Raw genomic sequence first — 20,587 nt, forward strand, 5'->3', positions numbered from 1 at the left:
CGCTAAGTTGGCAACGCGAAGTCCGTCCCGTCCCAAGTGGAGCGATAAAGATGAGTGACGTCGAGCCGAACGCGCAGAACGATCCGATCGAACACGTCGTGCTGCTGCTGATGGAGAATCACTCGTTCGACCAGATGCTCGGCTGCCTCGACGCCGTGCACGACAATCTGGACGGCGTGCGCAACGCGGCCGGCAAATCGAACGCCGACGGTCAAGGCCACACCTTCTATCCACGTGCGACGCGCGAGCGGCAGATGAAGCAGGATCCGAATCACGAGCACAAGGCCGTGATGGATCAGATCGCCGCCGACAACGGCGGCTTCGTGCGTTCGTTCGTGAACGACTACCCGAAGAGCAGCCTCGCCGCGCGGCAAGACGTGATGGGCTATTACCCGCTCGGCTTTCTGCCCGCGCTGCACACGCTCGGCTCGCAATTCACCGTGTGCGACCGGTGGTTCTCTTCATTGCCGGGGCCGACATGGCCGAACCGTTTTTTTGCGCTGACGGGTACATCGAAAGGCGAGATCGACATGCCTTCGGGACTCGACGGGCTCAATCCACGCTGGTACACCGAGCAGGATCAAGACACGATTTTCGATCGGTTGAACGCCGCGCGCAAAACATGGAGTGTCTATTTCTACGACTTCCCCGCGTCACTGCTGCTGAAGAACCAGCGACGCGCGGAAAACCTAGCGAATTACCGCTCTTTCGACAAGTTCTTCGAGGACGCAGCGGGACCCGCCAGCCAGTTCCCGCAATTCGTGCTGATCGAGCCGAAGTACTTCGGCGAAGCGCAGAACGACGATCATCCGCCGCACAACATCATGAAGGCGGAAAAGCTGATCGCGGATACCTACAATGCGCTGCGCTCGAATCCGGCGCTGTGGGAGCGCACGTTATTGGTGGTCCTCTACGATGAGCACGGCGGCTTCTACGACCATGTATCGCCGCCTGCCGACGCAGTCGCACCCGACGACCACACCACGAGCTTCGATTTCAAACGTCTCGGCGTACGCGTTCCCGCGATCCTCGTGTCGCCGTGGTGCGAAGCCGGCGCATGCAACGAACGATTCGATCATTGCAGCCTGTTGAAGTACCTGTGCGACAAGTGGCAAATGCCACCGCTCGGCAAGCGCACCGCGGCGTCCGCGAACCTCGGTGTGGCGATTCGCCGTGACGGCGTCGCGCGCTCCGATACCCCGCCGTTTATTCGCGTGCCCAACCAATCGCTGATTGCCGAGCACGTGGAACTGGAGCGCAAATCGTCGAATGGCAATCAGCATGGCCTGCATCATTTCGCCGACTTTCTGCACGCGGAACTGGACCGGCTCGCCGCCGAGGCGGTCGAGGGGGCCGCGCAACTGGCGCGCACCGGCAATGCGTGGGTGCGCTTCAAGAGCGCGTTGGGCTCGCTGATGATGAGTCTCGGCCAGTGGCTCAGCAAGGACTTCTACGACGCACGCGACCAGCGCGATGCGCGCACGAGCCAGGCGTTCACGCGCTTGCGGCAATCGGTGCGTGACGCGACGCCGGGCATCGCGCGCAGCGACGCGCCGGCGACGGCAACGCCCTCGCCGGTCAGTCCGGTAGCGGAGAAGTAGCACTCGGCACCGCGGCGGCAGCGATACGTGTTAACCCCGAAGATTTCGGGACTTTGTATCAATTTTGGCAACAAACATTACCTGAATCTCCACTTACTCTGCCGAACTCACCAAATTACAATGCAATCACTGACTACGAACAAGCAAGTTCGCAGCAAGATAAAACCTGAACTGGAGGTAAGTATCATGAAATCGCTGATTCAAGCCGTTGTCATCGCCGTCGCTGTCGCCGCTCCCGTCGCTGCTTTCGCGCAAACCAACCAGCCCGTAACCCGCGCTCAAGTGCGCGCCGAGCTGGTCCAACTGGAAAAGGCTGGTTATCAACCTGGTCTCGCCGACCCGCACTACCCGGCTGACATCCAGGCTGCGCAAGCCCGCGTCGACGCGCAAAACGGCGTCGGCCAAGCCGCTACCGGCTTCGGTGGTGTGGTGAGCGGTACGACCCAAACGAGCCGTGCGGCTCCGACGAGTGGCCCGAAGTCGGTCTACTTCGGTCAGTAAGCGGTAAGCGGTAGGCACCAGGCGGTTCGTCGAGCTCAGCTGTGTGGCTGCGAAGCCCTAAGGCGAAACGAACCGCGAGCACGTCCGAAAGGCGCGTCCTTGCGACGCGCACCCTGATTCAAATGAACTGGCCCGCTGCTCGGGTATCTCCGAGCGCGGGCCAGTTCATATGTGTTACCTCCGTCATCGGGCTCCCGGTGACTTCGCCCGGGCCTTCACGGTCTGGGCGCTTTTTCGCGGCGCTGTGCGTGCGCCGCGACGAATCCTCAGCTGCCGGCGCTCACTCGCGCGCGATCAGATCGCCGACCTGGCCACGCCCGGTCACGAGGCAACCCGACAGAAAGCTCTCGCTCTGCGCGCTCGCGCCAGCGTCACCGAAGCCCTTTTTCAACGCGTCCGATTTAACGAGCGCCGCGCCCTGGTGACACGTAATCGTGCCGACCTCGCCCGCCTGCGCACGCATCAACGCCCGATCCGCCATCAAATAGCCAAGCAAAAGCACCAACGCAATATTGAACGCTTGCCGCATGGGTCGTCTCCTTTTCGAAAAGACTAACGCGAAGCGCGAATGCAGTGGCTTAGGGCTTTCCCGATTGTTGACGTTTCAATGATCCAGAATAAATCGTTTGCGCCTACAGCCGAGCCTCGATTCGCGCGATGCGGCTATTGATCGCGTTGCGCACCAGCGCATTCGACGGCACCAGCAGCAGCGACGACGCGATGATCCGATACACGTCACCGCGCGTCACCTTCGATACGTTCGCCGGATCGAGCCACGCGTCGTTATCCGCGAGCAGCAGCAAGGTGTCGAGGCCGATCAGGATCGGCCATAGGCAGGCGAGCCGCAAGCGTACCGCGCTCGCCGGAATCGCGAGCGTGTAGTCGAGCGCCGCGCGGAAATGATCGAGCGTCTTGCACAGAAGCTCGATGAGCAACGGCCGCGCGCGGATCGAAATGGCCGGTTGCAGCAGATCGCGCGCGCTCAAAGCGTGGCGCTCGAGCATGCTCTGCGGCAGGTAGCAGCGACCAATGCGCAAGTCTTTTCCGCAATCGCGCAGCACGTTGGTCATCTGCAATGCCTTGCCGAAACGCACGCCGCGTTGCTTCATCGTATCGGGCTGTTCCTTCAGCGTTCCGGGCATGTGCGCGTAAGTCATCGTGGTCCAGAACTCGCCGACGCAGCCCGCGACCAGATACGTATAGCGATCGAGTTCGTCATATTCGCGCAGCGCCGCGATCTGGCCGGAGCGTTCGTCGGGGAACGTGCGCAAATCGAATTCCATGCCCTCGGTCAGCGTCGTGACGATCGCGCGTACCGCGTGCCGGTCGGACTCGCTCAGTTGCGCGAGCACGTCGAGCGCGGGGTTCAACGATTCGAGCAGCAGCTTTTCATCCGATTGCGCCTGCTGACCCGCGACTTCGGCGGCGATGCGCTGGAACGGCGCACTTTCGACGGCCACGCCATTGACCTGATCGCGCAACGCAAGCAGCAATTCGAGGCGTTGGCCCGGCGCGATCAGCGAGGTGTCGGCAATCGTATCCGCGGCGCGCGCGAGCAGATACGCAAGGCCGATCGGATCGCGCATGCCGATGGGCAGCACGCGCAGCGTCAGATAGAAAGAGCGTGAAACGCCTTTTAGGAGCGGGCCGAGAAGAAAGGCCCGGGTGGGATTCGGCATGGGTTGGATTGATTGACAAATAGGCGGGTGAAAGCCCGCGAGGATCAGGCGCTGCCGAATTGTATACGTGCTGTCCCCCATGTCGCGTGCGACGGGCTCCCGCGCCGCGAGACAGCGCCACTCGCGATCGGGAACGGTGATTGCTACGACGTCGAGGTTGAGCACAGGACGGTCATGACCAGACCGTCGCTTGCACTTTGAAAGACATATCGACAATGGCTACCGACGCATCCAGCAACTCCCGCCAGTCCGACGCGGCCCGACCTGACGCGCCCCGGCCTGACGCGGCCCGGCCCGACGCCGCGCGACGCAATGTCGAAACAGGCGTGCCCGGTTTCGACGAGATCCTCGGTGGCGGTCTGGTGAGCGGCGGTGTCTATCTACTGGAGGGCATGGCCGGCGCCGGCAAGACGATCCTGTCGAGCCAGATCGGTTTTCACCGGGTACGGCAAGGCGAAAAAGTGCTGTACATGACGCTGATCGCCGAATCGCACGACAAGCTGCTCGGTCACCTGAAAGGCCTGAGCTTTTTCGACGAAACCGCGGTCGCGCAGCAGATGCTGTTCGTGTCCGGCTATCACGAGCTGATGCAGGACGGCCTCGACGGTTTCCTGAAGCTGATCGCGTCGAGCATCTACGACTACCGGCCGAGCCTGATGATCATCGACGGCTTTCGCAGCGCGCGCGAATTCAGCGAAACCGAGCTGTCGCTGTCGAAGTTCATCCACGAGCTGAACGCGCTAGTCGCCGCGATGGACTGCACGACGCTGCTGCTCGCGCCGCTGTCGGGCAACGAGCCGCATCCCGAGCACACGCTAGTGGATGGTCTGATCGAGCTGAACCGCTATCACGACGGCATGCGCCGCGCGCGCGAGATCGAAGTGCACAAGATGCGCGCGCGCGATCATCAGATGGGCAAGCACTTCTTCCGCATCGCCGGCAGCGGGCTGTTGATGTTCCCGCGCCTCGAAGCGCATTGCGCGCAGCAACCGGGCCCCGTCGATCTGAAAGCACGGCTCGGCTTCGGCTTGCCGCACCTGGACAATCTGCTCGGCGGCGGCTTCGCGCAAGGCTCGACGACCACGCTGATCGGCCCGTCGGGCGTCGGCAAGACGCTGCTGTGCCTGCAGTTCCTCGCGGCCGGCCTCGCGCGCAGCGAACGCTGCGTGTATCTCGGCTTCTACGAGGGTCCGCAGCGCCTGATCGGCAAAGCCGAAGCGGTGTCGATCCCGCTTGCCGATGCGTGGCAGGACGGCCGTCTGGTCGTGCTTTGGCAGCCGGCGATCGAACTCGCCATCGACGAAATCGCGGCGAAAGCGCTCGTCACCGTCAAGCAGACCGGCGCGACGCGCATCGTGATCGACGGCGTCGAAGGCTTTCGCGATTCGGCGCTGCGCACCGAGCGCTTCGGCCTGTTCCTCAATGCACTGCTGCATCAGTTGCGCGAAGCGGCCATCACGACGCTCATCACTGAGGAACTGCCGCTGTACAGCGAGCCGGGCCACGCGAAGGCCGTACGCGTGTCGGCGTTGACCGAGAACCTCGTGCTGCTGCGCTACGCCGAGACCGAAGGAGGACTGCGACGCATGATCTCGGTGGTCAAGCAACGCGAAAGCGCGCACGACACGTCACTGCACGAACTGTCGATTTCGTCGCAAGGACTCGACGTGATCGAGGGCTCGCCCGGCGCCGCCGGCATCCAATCGACGCCGGGCCTATCGGCCACGCTGCAATCGCGGCGAAAAACCTAGCCGCCATGAAAACCATTCTGGTGGTGGACGACGAGTTCGACATCCTCACAGTGTGGCGGCTGCTGCTGGAACGACACGGCTATGCGGTGCGGACCGCGTCGAACGGCGCCGTTGCGCTCGAACTGGTCCGCTCGAGCCGGCCGGGCATCATCGTGTCCGATTGCATGATGCCGGTCATGTCGGGCATCCAGTTGTGCGCGGCGCTGTACGAGGACCCCGAACTGCGCGACATTCCGATCATCCTGTGCAGTGCCGCATCGGACATTCCGACGCAGCCCAATCCGCATATCGCGTACGCGCGCAAGCCGCTGTCATTCGACCAGCTGCTGGCGATGCTGGTGCGCATGGGCGGTTGACGGCTGCCTTCCCTCGCCGCGCTTTCTCCCTCTTTTCCCCGCTAAAAACGCAGCTTGAGACGCTCGCGCCATTTGTCGAGCGTTTGCAGCGTTCTACGATTCTCCGCGGCCTTTTACAGTACGCCATCGATCGCGCAAAGCCAGCAACCCGCCGCGCGATGCAACTTTCGGAGGTCGTCATGAGCAGCAATCGTGGTGCAGTTCCCGCTGGGTTCTTCAGTATCGCGGTGGGCTCGTTGGCGCTTGCCAACCTGTGGCGCGTGGCAATCCGCCTGTGGCATTTGCCGGCCGTCGCGGGCAGCGTGGTGACGGTCGCGGCGCTCGCCGTCTGGGTCGTGATTCTGTTCGCCTACGCGCACAAGTGGTTCGCGCAGACCGCCGACGCACGCGCCGAACTGGACCACCCGGTGCAGTCGTCGTTCGTCGCGCTCGCGCCGATCTCGACGCTGCTCGCCGCGCAACTGTTGCAGCCGTACGCGCACACCGTCGCGCTGACGCTATACGGCATCGCGGCGGTCGCGCAACTTGGGCTCGGCGTCTATCTACATGGCCGGCTGTGGCAAGGCGGCCGCAAGCCCGAACTGACCACGCCGGCGATCTATCTGCCGACGGTCGGAGCGGGTTTCGTCGCGGCGACGAGCTCGGCCGCATTCGGCTTCCATCAACTGGGCGAGCTGTTTTTCGGCGGCGGCATGCTGGCCTGGCTCGCGCTCGAATCGATGATCCTGCATCGCGCCGCCGTGCATGAACCGCTGCCCGAAGCGCTGCGCCCGACCCTCGGCGTGCAGCTCGCGCCGCCGGTCGTCGGTGGTGTCGCGTATCTGAGCCTCACGAGCGGCACGCCCGATCTGTTCGCCTTCGCGCTGCTCGGCTACGGTCTGTTTCAGGCGCTGATGCTGCTGCGTTTGCTGCGGTGGATTCGCCAACAGGCGTTCGTGCCCGGCTACTGGGCGTTCAGCTTCGGCATAGCGGCATTGCCGACGATGGCGCTGCGTCTGGTCGAACGCGGCGCGACGGGTCCGATCGAATACGCGGCACCGGTTCTGTTCGTGGTGGCGAACGCGATCATCGCGATTCTGGTCGTGAAGACGCTTCAGTTGCTCGTGCAAGGCAAGCTGGTCCCGCCCGTGGCGGCGAGTTCGACGGCGGCTGCTGCGCCGGTCAAGCAAATCACGACCGCCGCGCGAATCGCCCGGGTTCAATGAGCGGCAGCTAGCGATCGAACGCGGCGGCGACGCGCAAAGCGTCCCGCCGCGTTCGCGTTTGTGTTTGCGTTCGTGTCAGAAGCCGTGCATCGACACGACGATCAACGCGGCCGCGACGATCGCCACCACGTCCTCGATCAGCGCCGCGGGCGCATCGCGTCCGAACATGTTCGCGAGCGAACTGCGCACCTTCGCGCCGCCGAGCGTGCCGATCACCGCGCCAACCGCGCCAACCACGGCGCCCAGCACCCCGACGATCACGCCGCCCGCAAGACCGCCATGCGCGCCGCTGATCGCCGCGCCGCTCAGCGCACCGAGCACGACGCGCGCGCCGAACTGCAGCGGCACCTTGCGGCTCGGCGTTTCGGGCAATTGATCCGTGATCAGTTCGATGACCGCCAGCACGGTGAAGATATACGGCGTGGCCGCGGCGCCGAGGAACGCGAGCGACGTGCCTTGCAGCGGCAGCCATCCCAGACGCGCTGCCCAGCTGACGGCGGTTGGTGCGATCATCGCGCGAAGGCCGGCGACGACGCCGATGAGCAAGGCCAGAACATACACGGACATAGCGGACTCCCGATCGAGGGCAATGATGCAAGGTTGCACGAGCCGACGGCTTACCTGGACGAACGTCGGCAGAACATGTCGAGCATTCCATCTGGACAGTCAACTTCTCACTACCTACATCGAGGCAATCCGCAGCGGCCGTTCACCGTTGCTCACAATTTTCGGCCCTTGATTGCCGACTCGCCGCCGCGCGTCGGGCGCGGCGGCGGGCGTGCGATTGCCCCCGTCGATGTGGCCCTAGTGTCGCACAATTCGACTGGCGAATAACAGACAGGGAGTCGGCGAAGCGGGCGGATGGTGATAAGTTAGCCCACTCACAAGAAAATCTTGTATCTGCGCCATGAGACCGTATCTCCCGCTGAACGCGCTGCGCGCGTTCGAATCGTCCGCGCGGCATCTGAGCTTCACGCGCGCCGCGCAAGAGCTGAACGTGACCCAGGCCGCGGTCAGCCAGCAGGTCCGCTCGCTGGAGGAGCGGCTCGGCACCGCGCTATTCAAGCGTTTGCCGCGCGGCCTCGCGATGACCGACGAAGGGCTCGCGCTGCGGCCGGTGCTGTCCGAGGCGTTCGATCGTATCGAGGCGGTGCTCAAGCAGTTCGACGGCGGGCATTTCCACGAGGTGCTGACGGTCGGTGTGGTCGGCACGTTCGCGGTCGGCTGGCTGATGCCGCGCCTGAAGTCGTTTCGCGAAGCGCATCCGTTCGTCGAACTGCGGCTCCTGACCAACAACAACCTCGTCGACCTCGCGACCGAAGGCCTCGATTTCGCGATCCGTTTCGGCGACGGCACGTGGCCCGGCTCGCTCGCCACCAGGCTGCTCGACGCGCCGCTCGCGCTGCTCTGCACGCCCGAGACCGCCGCGCGCCTCACGCGGCCCGACGATCTCGCCAACGAAACGCTGCTGCGCTCATACCGCATGGACGACTGGATGAACTGGTTCGCGGCCGCGGGCATCGCGCCGCGGCCGGTGCGCGGGCCGGTGTTCGATTCGTCGCGGCTGATGGTGGAGGCGGCGATACAGGGTGCGGGCATCGCGCTCGCGCCTGCGTTGATGTTCGAACGTGAGATCAATACCGGGCGGCTGGTGCGCCCGTTCGACGTCGAGGTGAAGGCGGGCAGCTACTGGCTGACATGCCTGAAGGGCAAGCCGATGACGCCGGCGATGTTGCTGTTCAGCCAGTGGCTCGCCAAGGAAGCGGCCACCGCGGGTCACGCCTGAGTTGCTACGCGGCCGTACGGCCGTACCCGTTCATCGCGGGCCGTTCGGCCTGCGGCGGGAACACGTTCCACGAACCGTCACCGTGGCGGAAGAAGAAAATCGACAGCAATCCTTCCGGCCTCGACGCCTGCACACACACATAGCGTTGCTGTTGCGACGCGCGATGGCAGAACCGCACGACACGCGCGGGCATCGACGGCGTGGGCGCGAGCCATTTATCGACGGCCCAGTGCAAGCTCTTTTCTGCGGCAACCATGATGTTCTCCTCGAATCGTCCCGTTCCCGGCGCGCTGCATTCACGCAACTTGCGCGAGTTGCGCCACGCGGTGATCGTTCCTCGCTCCACTCTCGACAAACGCCTTCACGAGGCACAGCAGTGCGCGCACGCCAGTGCTCGGATGGCGCAGGCAGCAATCCACCTGTTCGCTGCGGCTTTCGCCGAGCAGGCACCACGCGCAGAAGTGTTCGCAGTTGTTGGTCAGCAGGCGATAACGGTTTTCGCCGAGGCGGGAGCGCGCGCGGCGCACCGCTTCGGCGCCGACGTAGAGCGCGCTCGGAGTCGCGCGAACCGACATCGCATGGCCGGCGGCGAAGCGCGCCAGTTCAACTTCTTCGACCGGGCCGGGATGCGCGGAGCCCGCAAAGCCCGAGTAGTGCACGACCCGGCCGTTGCCGACATAGATGCCGTGATGTTCGTAGCCATTGCGTTGCGTAACCAGATGCGCGCCGATCGGCAGATCGATCGTCGATGATGTGGTGTCGCAAGCGGCTGCGGATTGCGGTTCGTCGTCGCGGGTATCGAGCGTTTGGGTGTTCATGGCTGGCCTCGTTCGCATTTCCAACACTGTTGCGACAGCTTTTGCATCATCCGGGCCAGCCGCCGGAAAGCCCGTGTTTACGGGCCTGACGGCTGATCGATCGGCTTCCCGAAGAGGCAGATGTCAGTACGGGACCAACAGAAATCGGGCTGATCTGTTGGCGTGCGACGCTCATTTGCGAGCCGTGCCGCGCGCCGATTCACATGAATGGAGAACGTAAGCGGACCCACCCGAATGTGTTGGGTCCTACGCCTGTTCGAAGGCGAGCTTGTTGGCCGCGAGCCGACCGATTGCGTCGGCCGGGTTCGTGGTAAAGCCCGCGAAACGCACGCCAGTCAAAGCGCTGCGGGCTTCGCGGCGAATCCGCCCCCGATTGGCATGGCCTTTGCACCATCTGGTGCAGCATCCATTCAGCCGCGCACATTGCACACGCGGCCAACCGGAGAACGACATGTCCTGCATCAAATTGAACGACCTCTCGCTGAATCTCGCGCTCGATCGCAAAGCGATGGCGGCGATTCGCGGCGGCGGCGGCGCGCCGTGGATCTATGGCTGGATTCAGCCGTACGTGCCGCAAACACCTAGCATTGGGCCGGTGGTCAATCTGTACGAGGTCTCCAACAACTTCTATGCTAACCAGATGATCAACCAGTTCCAGTCGGTCGACGTACGCAACACCGGCGCGAACGCGACCCTCACCGTGTCTCCGGACGCACGCAACCGAAACGAGATGGTGTAGCCGTTGTGACCTGCGAGAGCCAATTTCGCTGGACGTCGTCCGCGCGTTCCGACACGGGACGGGTCCGCGAAATCAACGAAGATGCCTGCCTCAACGAGCCCGAGGCGGGACGCTGGGCTGTCGCCGATGGGATGGGCGGTCACGCGGTCGGTGACGTTGCCAGCCGCACCGTGATCGACGCGTTGACTCAACTGGCGGCGCCGCACGGCCTCAGAATGCTGATCGCCGATGTACGCGCGCGTCTGCAATTCGCGAACCGTCAATTGCGCGACGAGGCCGCGCGCCGCCAGGTGCAGCGCATCGGCAGCACCGTGGTCGTGCTGCTTGCCTGCGATCGCTTCTGCGGCTATGTGTGGGCCGGCGACAGCCGCATCTACCTGTACCGCGACGGACAGCTGCGGCAACTGACGCGCGATCACAGCCAGGTCGAGGAGCTGCGCTCGCTCGGCGTCATCACCGACGAAGAAGCGCGCAATCATCCGGCGCAACACATGATCACGCGCGCGGTTGGGGCAACAGATCTGCTCGAACTCGACGACGACGCGATAGAAGTCGCCGACGGCGACGTGTTCCTGTTGTGCAGCGACGGTCTGAGCAACGAACTGAGCGACGACGAGATCGCCGGCGTGCTGACCTCGGCGGAGCGCGAAAACGCATGTGGCGAACTCGTCGATCTCGCGCTCGCGCGCGGCGGACGCGACAACATCACGGCGGTGGTCGTCGAAGCGCAAGACCCGAATGCGGCGGACAAGACCTTGCTGAATCCGGCGCCTTGATGACCTTCAGGCGCGCGTTTCAGCGAGCCTTCCGTGGTTCTTCACTCAGCCTTCTTCGTCTTCCTCATCGCGCTCGTTCGTGCCGTTTTTCGTGGGCGGCGCGTTGCGATTGCGGAAATCCTTCGAGTGCAGGCCGTGCTTTTTCAGCAGCATCTGCAAGTGTGAGCGATTCATATCGATGCGCCGCGCCAGTTCGGCGACCGTCCCGCTGACTTCACGCAGTCCGCGTTCGAGAAACGCTTTCTCGGCGTCGTCGCTGGCCGCCCGCTTCGCGTCGCTCAACGACATCAGATTCGCCACGCTGATCGGCTGCTCGCCGCTCGCCTGCCCCCCCTCCGCCTGCACCGCCGCTGAACCGGGTGCGGCCGGTCGCATATCGAGCGGCAAATGCTCGATGTCCGCCATGTCTGCCGCCAGACATGAGATGCGGTACATCACGTTGCGCAATTCGCGGATATTGCCCGGATACGCATAGCTCAACAGAAAGTCGCGCAAACGCGGCGTCAATCTGACCGGCCGGCGTTTCAGCGTGCCCGCCGCTTCGTCGCCGAACCACGCAATCAGCAACGGAATTTCGTCGCGCCGTTCGCGCAGCGGCGGCAGCGTCACGTGAATCACGCTGAGCCGGTAGAACAGATCCTCGCGAAACCGGCCTTCCTCGCTGAGCTTGCGCAGATTGCGATTGGTCGCCGCGACGATGCGCGTATCGACCGCGATCGTTTCGTCGGAGCCGACGCGTTGAATCTCGTGCGCTTCGAGCACACGCAGCAACTTGACCTGGCCCGCTAGCGGCAACTCGCCGATTTCGTCGAGAAAGATCGTGCCCGTATGCGCGCTTTCGAATTTCCCCTTGCGGTCGTTCGACGCGCCGGTGAATGCACCCTTGCGATGCCCGAATAGTTCCGACTCCAGCAGATTGTCCGGAATCGCGCCGCAGTTCACCGAAATGAACGGCTTGTCCGCGCGCGCGCCATTCGCGTGAATCACTTTCGCCATCAGTTCCTTGCCGGTGCCGCTCTCTCCATCGATTAACACCGGCAAATCGGTCGGCGCCGCTTTCTCCGCTATTTCGAGCGATTCGAGCAGCCGCGGATTGTCGCCGAACGTGCCCTCGAAAATAAAGCTGCGCTCGAGCAGCGCCTTGCGGCGCGCGCCACGCGATTGCTCCGCGCTCGTCTGCGGCTCGCCCGCGCTGGCAGCCTGCACGAAGCGCTCCTTGTGCGAAAGCTGCATCACTTCATCGCGCAACGACGTGGCCTGCCTGAGCAGCTTGTCGATATCGGCGCGTTCGAGCCGCGACGACCAGCGCAACGTGGAGCGCAGAATCTCGATCCGCTCGATCAGTCCCGCGTACGATATCGCGGGACTCGCCTCTTCAATCTGGTCGAGTATCTTCATCATGATGCACTCAACTGTTTCTGCACGAGCTGATAGTACATCCCGCCGCGCTGGATCAGCTCCTCGTGACGGCCCTGTTCGACGATCGCGCCTTCATACAGGACCAGAATCTTGTCCGCGCGCATGATCGTGCTGAGCCGATGCGCGATGATCACCGCCGTGCGGCCCTTCAGGATGTCGTGCATGTTGCCGAGAATATTGCTTTCCGATTGCGAGTCGAGCGCCGATGTCGCCTCGTCGAATACGAGCAGACGCGGATCGTGATACAACGCGCGCGCAATGCACAAACGCTGGATTTGACCGCCCGACAAGCCGATGCCGCGCTCGCCGACGACCTGCTCATAGCCGAGCGGCATCTTGCTGATGAAGCCATGCGCGTCGGCCGTTTTCGCGACCTCCTCGATGCGCCGGCGGTCCGGCGCGTCGTCGCCGCTCGCGATGTTCTCGGCAATCGTGCCCGAAAACAGCAGATTGCTTTGCATCACGTAGCCGATTTGCGCGCGGAAATAAGCCTTGTCGATCACGCCGGAGTCATAGCCGTCAATCGTCATTTTTCCTTCGCTCGGTTGATAGAACCCGACCAGCAGCTTCGCGAGCGTGGTTTTGCCCGAGCCGCTGCGCCCGACGATCGCGACCAGCTCACCGGGCTTGATATCGAAGCTGATGTTCTCGAGCACATAACCGGAATCCTCTTCGCCATAGCGGAAATACACGCCTTGCAGGCTGATTTCGCCTTGCAGCTCCGGCAGCATCACGCGGGAAGGTAAATCCTGCGGCCTCTGCTCGGGCTCGATATCGAGCACATCGCCGAGCCGTTCCATCGCGACACCCGCATCGTTGAGCATGCTCCACAAACCAACGAGACCCATCAGCGGACTCAATACGCTGCCCATGAATGCATTGAACGCTATCAACTGACCGATCGTCAATTCGCGTGCGAGTACCAGATTCGCGCCGACCCAAAGGATCGCGATCGTCGTGGCCGCATTCAGCAATTGACTGCCAAAGCTGACCAGAATGTTGAATGCGTGCGCACGATACTGCAATTCGAGCGCCTTCGCATATTTCTTTTCCCAGCGCAAGCGCACCGGCCGCTCGATGCCCATGCCCTTGACGGTCTCGACGCCAGCGAGCGCCTCCATCAGGAACGACTTCGCGTTGGTCGACGCCGTGAACACCTCGCGGGCATAGCCCTTGATCTTCGGCGTCGCGATCACCGTGAGTCCCATGATCGGAATCACGAACGCGATCAACACCAGCGTCATCTTCACGTTGTACACGAACATAATCGTGAAGTAGATGAAGATCATCAGCAGGTTCAGCGCGGTCGTCACCGTGGATTCGGTCAGGAACGCGCGGATCGTCTGGTTCTCCTGAAAGCGCGCGAAGATATCGCCGGTCTTGCGCTTCGCGAAGAACGAGAACGGCAGCGACAACGTGTGCTTGAAGAACTGCGACATCATCGCAAAGTCCATGTTGCGCACCATGAAGTTCGCCAGATACGCGCGTATCGTCGACATCAACTGCGTAAAGAGGTTGGAGATGATGAGCCCGCCGATCAGCAAATGCAGCAGACTGACGTTCTGATGCACGATCACGCCGTCGAGAATGTTCTGAATGATCAGCGGTGGAATCACGCCGAGCACCTGGATCACGAAGGTCGCCAGAAACAGATAGCCGAGTATCTTGCGGTACGGCTTCAGGTATCCGACAAAACGAATCCACGGCGAGCGCTCGGCCGACATCTGCAGCAGTTGCGATCCGCCGGTAAACAATAGGCAAGTGCCGCTCCAGCCGCGTTCGAAATCTTCGACGCTCAGTTTTCTGAAACCGAGTGCCGGGTCCGCCACCCAGACATACTCTTTCGACAGCCCATACACGATCACATAGTGGTAGCCCTCCCAATGCACGATGAACGGCAGATCGAAGCCGCGCAGCGAATCGAACGTGCATTGCACGCCGCGCGTCGTGAAGCCGAGCGACTCGCCCGCGCGCGCGAGGCTGTCGAGCGTCGCGCCTTGCGTCGTCACGTTCGCGAGTTCGCGCAATTTGCCGAGCGTCATCGGAATGCCGTAATGGCGGCAGATCATCGCGAGACACGCGGCGCCGCAATCCATTTCCTCGGCCTGCTCGACGAGCGCGAAACGCCGGATGATCTTCTCGCCGAGTTCCGGCTTGCTCTGCAGGTCGAGCATCAACGGCAGCTTGCGCCGCTGTTCGAGCCGCTTTTGGCGCTGCAATTCGCGGTCGCCGTAGCGGATGCGCTCGTCGAGTACTTCGCGCAGTTTCGGATTGCGTTCGAGAATGAAATGAACGGTGCGCTCGGGGATCACCAGTAGCCGCGTGTCGGTGGTCGCAACCACCGATGCCATCTGTTCCTGGCGCATCAGGCACGCCTTCTCGCCGAAGATCTCGCCTTCGCCGAGCGTCGCGAGCGTGTAGTCGTGACCCTCCTCGTGCCGCACGATGCGCACCTGGCCTTGCCGCACCACATAAAGCCGCCGGTCCTCGCGGCCGTCCTGTTTCAGAATCTCTTTGCCGGCAGCCACCCGTTTTGCGCCGACGCTGCGCACGTACTCTTCGAGTTCCGCCTTGTTCAGCTTGCCGCGCAGATCGAACAGTTGCGCGACGAAGCCGCCGGCCGAATTGATCGCGACATAGCTGGCGACGAACGCCAGCGCGGCGGCGTTGCCCGCCATCACCGGTTCGATCGCGCTGCGCGGAATGAACAGCACTTCGGTCTTGCCCGACGACCGTACCGACGCTTCGTGAACGTACGAGCGCAACATCGCAATGTCGGCAAAGAACTCGCCCGACTTGCGCACGCCCATGCTGGTTTCCTTGCCGTGCTCCTCGGTAAAGATACGCACCGTGCCCGAGCGGATTACATAGAGACCATCGGCCACTTCACCAGCCGAGCACACCGTTTCGCCGAACGAATAGAACTTTGCCTGCGCGTATTCGGCAAGCCGTTCCAATTCGTCGCGCGAGAATGGCGACAGGATCTCCACCGAGGCCAGAAATTCGGCGGTGGAAGGCGCGGATGGCGCGGTCTGGGGAGCGTCCATGTATCGGTGAGCCTCGCTTTATCGGGCGCTAGTCGGGTACTAGCGCGCTTCGATCACGTGTTCCTGGGCGCGGGCAATCAGCCAGCTCTCGCGCAGCAAACGGCGGATTTCGGTGGCCACGTCGGCATCGAGCGTGGCCGGATATTTGGCCGTCACCGCGAAGATCTCGAAACACGAACGGTCGGCCGACGGAAACGGCCCAAGCAGATCGCCGACCGCCGCATTGAAGATCTTCGCCTCGATATCGGGCTTCAGCGAACCCCGCAGTACCTTGCCGATCACGCCGCCGGACTCGCGCGTGTCGGCAATCGAATGCTCCCGCGCCATGTCGGCGAACGCGTCGGGGTCATCGTGCAGGTACGAGATCATTTCCTTCGCCTTGCCTTCGCTATCGAGCACGATATGGCTGACTTCGATCGCGTCGAACTTTGGTGAATTCAACGCGAAGTAATCACGGATCGCCGCGTCGTTACCGATGTCATCGAGCATCTTCTCCTGATAGAGCCCGTCGGTAATGAACACCTCGAATTCGTCGAGGCTCACGTGCAGCGCGTCGAGATAATGATTCATGTCCGCCGCGCGATGCAGCCCGCGCACGCGGCGAAACTGGTCGGCGCGCTGCTGGATCTCGTCGGCGCTGACGGTGACGCCCTGCTTTTTCGCCGCATGGACGGTAAGCTTGTCGCGCACGATCTGCTCGATCAGGCTCTCGAACTGGCCGGTCAGTTTCAGAAGACGAATGAACTCGTCGACGTCCACGACTTCGTCATCGATACGCACTATCGCGGTCATTTGTTCTGCTCCTTCCTTGGATGTTTGATTCGCGCGCTCAACCCGCCACCTCTCTGAACGGATCGAGACCGAGGTCGATCAGGCGCCGCTCGCGCACGACGATTTCCGCACTGGCCGTCATGCCGTAACGCAGTGGATAGCGCGTGCCGGCCACCTGGTAGTAATCCTTGTCGAGCGTGACGCGGCCTTCGTAGACCGGTTGCTTGTCCTGCGCGGACGGCTTCGTGGCCGGCGAGATATACGCGAGCGTGCCGCTGATCAATCCGTAGCGCTGGTAAGGAAACGCATTGAACTTCAGTTTGACCGGCAACCCCACGTGCAGAAAGGCGCGGTCGTGTTCGGAGATTTCGATCTTCAGCACGGGCCGCGCGTCTTTAGGCGCAATCCCGCCTAGCGGTGCATTCGCCTGAATCTTGTCGCCGCGCTGCGTCGACGTGACGTCGGTAATCACGCCAGAAACCGGCGCCAGAATCAGCAGAAAGTTGTCTTTGTCGATGTTCTCGAAGCGCACGCGCGCGGCCGCATCGGCTTCGAGACGCGCGCTTTGCAATTGCACGCGCAGTTTGTCTTCCGCATCGGTGACATCGCGCACCGCCTGATCGTATTGCAGTTGCAGATCGGTGCTTTGCTGGCCGCTCGTCGCGAGTTGCGCATTCGCCTGCGCGTATTCGTGGCTCAGGCGAAAGTCCAGCTCGGCCAGCTTCGACTGCGCGACACGGTAAGCGTTATCCGCTTCGAGCGCGGCCGTGCGCTTCTGCTCGACCTGCAATTCGGCAATGCCGCCGCCGCCCGGCTGCGCGAACAGCCGCGAATAGCGATCCAGTTCCTGATTCGCCGCTTCGCGCGCGCGGCGCGCGTTGTCGAGCGAGCTGCGTGCTTCGTCGAGTTCGGCCTTCTGCCCTTCGGCAAGCTTCGTCGTGCCTTCTGAAACGCGATTCTCGTGCAGGCGCTCTTCGACTTCGAGTTGCGCCTTCAACGACGCAGCCTTGCGTTCCATCAACGCCTTCTTCTCCGGAAACTGCTTCCATTCCCGCTCGGCGTCTTCGAGTTTCAGTTGCGCCTGTAACGCGTTGCTCGCAGCCTCGATCGCGCCGCGCGCATTGAGCCGCGCGAGCACGTCGCCTTTCGACACCGGTTGACCCTCGGCGATATACAGATCCGCGAGTTCGCCGTCGATCGGCGCATAGATGCGCCGCACTTCCGATTCCGGCGACAACGTGCCGGGCGCACTGACGATCACATCCGCGCGGCCGACGAACGACCACAACAAGCCCGACACGACCAGTGCAACCATCGCCCAGATCAGCGCACGGGCAATCCGCACCGGCTCGGAAGTCAGTATCGCGATGCCTTCGACGCTATGATCTTCGAGCGCCTCCGACAACGGTCTAGGGTGCGGATCGCGTTTCACTCTGATCGCCTCCAATCAACGCGAGCTTCGCTTTCAGGAGCCCGGGGTCCAGCACCATGCGCAACTCGGTCAACGAGCGGCGCTGCAAACTCGCCTCGGCGTCGATATCCGCGAGCAGGCGATCGAAGTCGGCGGGATGATCGGCCTTCAGCTGCGTATAGATGCGCATGCCCTGCCGTGCCGCCGTTTGCGCGTCGCTAAGCAGACGCGCCTCGCTGCGAAAGCCCGGCGAGATGCCGGCTTCGAGCCGCTGCGTGCCGCCGATCGGGCCGTTCGCGCGGTACTCTTTCCACAGGCTTTGCGCGCGCAGCAACAGATCCTGCGCATGCGCGAGTGCGTTGTCATGCAACGCGGCGACGTCTTTCTGGATCGCCTGCACGAACCATGCGTCGGTCCGCGGATCGAGGCTTGCGTAGAACGACAGCAGACGCTGGTCGTAATCTTTCCCGCCACGCGTTTTCTGCAGATCGTTGTATTGATCGGATAGCGCCTTCTTGTGCGCCGCTTCCGCCGCGAGCACGTCGGACCATGGGCTCGCCGGCATCAATTGCAAATCGCTCAGCGCCTGCTGCGCGTCGCCGCGCTGCCACGCGGCATCGACCGCGTCCTGACGTTGAACGATGTCCGCCGACGGCAAACGCGTGGCTGCAAGCTGCTGGTATTGCGCCTGGAAAGGCGGCGTGCTGAAGCGCGCCGTTTTCATCATCGCGAGCAATGACGTCAATTGACGGCTCAACGCGGCATTCAGCAATGCGGTGTATTGGCGCAAATCGTCGCGCACCCTATCGAGCCCCGCGAGCCGTGGGTAACGCTGTGCGTAATCGTCGAATACCGGCGGCAGCGCGTCGGGTTTGTCGCGCGAGAGTTCGGTTTGGATCACGCCATTGAGCCGCTCTATCGCAGCGACGTACACCGAATCGTCGCTTTCGAGCTTGCGCAGATGGCTGAGCGTGTGCGCGTAGGGTTCCGCGAAGGCCGGCACGTAGCTCGCGATCCGGTCGAGCGCGCGCTGATGGCTCGTCGCGTCGTCGTCCCAGCGGTGCAGCAGGCCGTTGATGGTCGCTTCGTCCGTATACATGCGGATCGGCGCGTCGACGCCGCCGCGCGCCGCGACGAAGCGTTCGAGATCGCCGACCCACTGCAATTCGCCGACCAGCGACGCGGCATCGGAGCCCGTCGCGCTCAACGCCCTCATGTTCTTCAGCAGCGCGTCGGCCTGATCGAACCGCGCTTTTTGCACCGCTTCGATCCAGCCCGGCAAGTTCGCTTTCAGCAACGCCTCGCTGGCAAGCGCGCCGATCCTGGTGTCCGCCGGGTGCGTGGCCAGATAGCCACGCGCCACCGTCAGGGCGCTCGAGTAATCACCGTTCGCGAGCAGGCTCTTCAACTCGCGTTCCGATGAACCGTGCAGATAGAGGCCCACCCCAAGCGCAACCACGAGCGCGACACCCGCACCGCCCCATGCCGCCGCGCGGCGCACATTGGTGCGCTCGCCGTCCGCTAACGCCTTGTGGAGTTCGCCGGCGACCATCTTCCAGCGACGCGGCTTACTTTTTGCCGCGCTTCTGCCCTTGCCGCTTCTTTCATTGGCACCGTCTTTCGTCTCGGCCGGATGCGCCCCCTGCGCGCTCTTCGCGCCTTGCGCGCCTGCGGTGCCTGCTCCGTCACGCTTCATGCGCGCGGAGCCCGGCTGCGCCGCCTCATTGACTTCGTCTTCGCGTTGCAGCGCCGGATCGACGCAAAAGATGTCGAGAAACGAGTGCGCCGCGCCGACGAAGGTCGTCTTGTCGGCATCGGCGGCATTGTCGGCAGCGGGACGAAGAGAAAGCTGGGTCACGGTGGGTTCGGCGTCGGCGGAGTTCTGTAGCGACACCCGGTAGACGAAGTGGTCGCCGCCAAATGCAACGACGTCGCCATCCACCAGCGCAAGCGCCGATTCACCGATCCGCTGCCCATTCACGAACGTGCCGTTGGTGCTGCCGAGATCCTCGACATAGAGCTGGCCGCCCTTCAGAAACAGGTGCGCATGGCGCCGCGAGATGTAATTGACCTGGTGCGGATAACGGTCTTTGTACCGCGAGAAGATCTCGTCCGTTTTGCTGACCAGGAACGGAAATGCCAGCACGTCGACCGGTTGCAGACCCAGATCGTCGCGCTGCGGCACCAGCAATAGATGAGCGAGGTGAGAAGCGCTTCCACCCGTGACGACACGCGCGCGCGGTTCGACGCCGACGCGATAGCACAGTTCGCCGCCAAAGCAGAGTTCATCGCCGGCGCGCACGCGAGCGGGAGTTTGCCGCACCGCAATGCCGTTGACCGTCGTGCCGTTCTTGCTGCCGAGATCGGCGACATAAATCGCGCCATGCTCGATGAAGACGCGCGCATGCCGGCGCGACAGACCGGCGGTCCATTGCGCGGGATAGTCGCTGAACGGCGCTTCGCTGCGGCCGATCGCGAACAGGCTGTCGACGATGCGAATGGCGTCGAGCGCGGGGCGCTGCGCGCACGCAACCGGCGACAACACCACGTCGAAGGCAGCGTCCGGTGTCGTGCGCATTTCAGCAATCGGAGCTTCGCCGGTGGCCATTTTCTCTGGAACGCTAAGCGTTTACCTGCCGCGGCGGGAACGCGGGGCGAACTGGACAAAGAACGACGGCCCAACGAAATTGTCGCGAAGAGCCACGCAAACGCTGACCCCTAAAGGAT

At 63.1% G+C, this 20,587-nt stretch carries 18 protein-coding genes; 8 read left to right on the forward strand and 10 right to left on the reverse strand.

The window, feature by feature from the left end; translation table 11 throughout:
• Positions 1-50: 50 nt before the first annotated feature.
• Together BC1002_RS23520 and BC1002_RS23525 are read left to right on the forward strand one after the other, a co-directional pair.
• The gene (locus tag BC1002_RS23520) at positions 51-1,601 is read left to right on the forward strand and encodes an alkaline phosphatase family protein (RefSeq protein ID WP_013092497.1); all 1,551 of its coding nucleotides are present in this window, start codon (positions 51-53) and stop codon (positions 1,599-1,601) included.
• Positions 1,602-1,787: 186 nt separating this feature from the next.
• Entirely contained in the window at positions 1,788-2,102 is a 315-nt protein-coding gene (locus tag BC1002_RS23525) for a DUF4148 domain-containing protein (protein WP_013092498.1), read from the forward strand.
• 280 nt (positions 2,103-2,382) lie between these two features.
• Here BC1002_RS23525 and BC1002_RS23530 read toward each other — a convergent pair whose 3' ends face one another.
• Together BC1002_RS23530 and BC1002_RS23535 are read right to left on the reverse strand one after the other, a co-directional pair.
• Entirely contained in the window at positions 2,383-2,631 is a 249-nt protein-coding gene (locus tag BC1002_RS23530; protein ID WP_013092499.1) for a hypothetical protein, read from the reverse strand.
• Between the two features lie 103 nt (positions 2,632-2,734).
• A complete protein-coding gene (locus tag BC1002_RS23535) occupies positions 2,735-3,781 on the reverse strand; it encodes a phytoene/squalene synthase family protein (protein ID WP_193373046.1) in 1,047 nt (348 codons plus the stop codon).
• 215 nt (positions 3,782-3,996) lie between these two features.
• On the opposite strand from BC1002_RS23535, the gene BC1002_RS23540 reads away from it, so the two are divergent.
• The 3 genes from BC1002_RS23540 to tehA all read left to right on the forward strand — a co-directional run bounded on the left by BC1002_RS23540 (position 3,997) and on the right by tehA (position 7,093).
• Positions 3,997-5,532, forward strand: coding sequence for an ATPase domain-containing protein (locus BC1002_RS23540; RefSeq protein ID WP_013092501.1), 1,536 nt, complete (start codon positions 3,997-3,999; stop codon positions 5,530-5,532).
• Positions 5,533-5,537: 5 nt separating this feature from the next.
• On the forward strand, positions 5,538-5,888 hold the full coding sequence (locus BC1002_RS23545) for a response regulator (RefSeq protein ID WP_013092502.1): 351 nt from the start codon (positions 5,538-5,540) through the stop codon (positions 5,886-5,888).
• A gap of 179 nt (positions 5,889-6,067) precedes the next feature.
• Positions 6,068-7,093: a dicarboxylate transporter/tellurite-resistance protein TehA gene (gene tehA / locus BC1002_RS23550; protein ID WP_013092503.1), complete on the forward strand. Its 1,026-nt coding sequence runs from the start codon at positions 6,068-6,070 to the stop codon at positions 7,091-7,093.
• 75 nt (positions 7,094-7,168) lie between these two features.
• Here tehA and BC1002_RS23555 read toward each other — a convergent pair whose 3' ends face one another.
• Positions 7,169-7,660, reverse strand: coding sequence for a DUF4126 family protein (locus BC1002_RS23555; protein ID WP_013092504.1), 492 nt, complete (start codon positions 7,658-7,660; stop codon positions 7,169-7,171).
• A gap of 340 nt (positions 7,661-8,000) precedes the next feature.
• Here BC1002_RS23555 and BC1002_RS23560 point away from each other — a divergent pair, with 340 nt between their 5' ends.
• Positions 8,001-8,879 (forward strand): LysR family transcriptional regulator, encoded by an 879-nt coding sequence (locus BC1002_RS23560; protein WP_013092505.1) that lies wholly within the window; start codon positions 8,001-8,003, stop codon positions 8,877-8,879.
• Positions 8,880-8,883: 4 nt separating this feature from the next.
• Here BC1002_RS23560 and BC1002_RS23565 read toward each other — a convergent pair whose 3' ends face one another.
• Complete coding sequence (locus BC1002_RS23565; protein ID WP_013092506.1) at positions 8,884-9,135, reverse strand: hypothetical protein; 252 nt, start codon at positions 9,133-9,135, stop codon at positions 8,884-8,886.
• A 40-nt stretch (positions 9,136-9,175) separates the two neighbouring features.
• Positions 9,176-9,697, reverse strand: a complete 522-nt coding sequence (locus tag BC1002_RS23570; protein ID WP_013092507.1) for a lecithin retinol acyltransferase family protein — start codon at positions 9,695-9,697, stop codon at positions 9,176-9,178.
• Positions 9,698-10,148: 451 nt separating this feature from the next.
• Here BC1002_RS23570 and BC1002_RS23575 point away from each other — a divergent pair, with 451 nt between their 5' ends.
• Both BC1002_RS23575 and BC1002_RS23580 read left to right on the forward strand, forming a co-directional pair.
• Positions 10,149-10,436 (forward strand): hypothetical protein, encoded by a 288-nt coding sequence (locus BC1002_RS23575; RefSeq protein ID WP_013092508.1) that lies wholly within the window; start codon positions 10,149-10,151, stop codon positions 10,434-10,436.
• Between the two features lie 5 nt (positions 10,437-10,441).
• A complete protein-coding gene (locus tag BC1002_RS23580; RefSeq protein WP_013092509.1) occupies positions 10,442-11,212 on the forward strand; it encodes a PP2C family protein-serine/threonine phosphatase in 771 nt (256 codons plus the stop codon).
• Positions 11,213-11,257: 45 nt separating this feature from the next.
• Here the strand turns inward: BC1002_RS23580 and BC1002_RS23585 are convergent, their stop codons facing one another.
• From BC1002_RS23585 to BC1002_RS23605, 5 genes are read right to left on the reverse strand one after another with little or no spacing between them, the layout of a single operon-like run.
• Entirely contained in the window at positions 11,258-12,613 is a 1,356-nt protein-coding gene (locus BC1002_RS23585; RefSeq protein WP_013092510.1) for a sigma-54 interaction domain-containing protein, read from the reverse strand.
• Complete coding sequence (locus BC1002_RS23590) at positions 12,610-15,678, reverse strand: peptidase domain-containing ABC transporter (RefSeq protein ID WP_013092511.1); 3,069 nt, start codon at positions 15,676-15,678, stop codon at positions 12,610-12,612. Before BC1002_RS23590 ends, BC1002_RS23585 begins: the two co-directional genes overlap by 4 nt.
• 39 nt (positions 15,679-15,717) lie before the next feature.
• Positions 15,718-16,470, reverse strand: coding sequence for a peptidylprolyl isomerase (locus BC1002_RS23595; RefSeq protein ID WP_013092512.1), 753 nt, complete (start codon positions 16,468-16,470; stop codon positions 15,718-15,720).
• A 37-nt stretch (positions 16,471-16,507) separates the two neighbouring features.
• Positions 16,508-17,881, reverse strand: coding sequence for a beta-barrel domain-containing protein (locus BC1002_RS23600; RefSeq protein ID WP_013092513.1), 1,374 nt, complete (start codon positions 17,879-17,881; stop codon positions 16,508-16,510).
• Positions 17,859-20,468, reverse strand: a complete 2,610-nt coding sequence (locus BC1002_RS23605; protein WP_013092514.1) for an FHA domain-containing protein — start codon at positions 20,466-20,468, stop codon at positions 17,859-17,861. The genes BC1002_RS23600 and BC1002_RS23605 overlap by 23 nt, the downstream gene beginning before the upstream one ends.
• Positions 20,469-20,587: the final 119 nt, after the last annotated feature.

The organism is Paraburkholderia atlantica (genome assembly GCF_000092885.1).
GTDB classification, from domain to species: domain Bacteria; phylum Pseudomonadota; class Gammaproteobacteria; order Burkholderiales; family Burkholderiaceae; genus Paraburkholderia; species Paraburkholderia atlantica.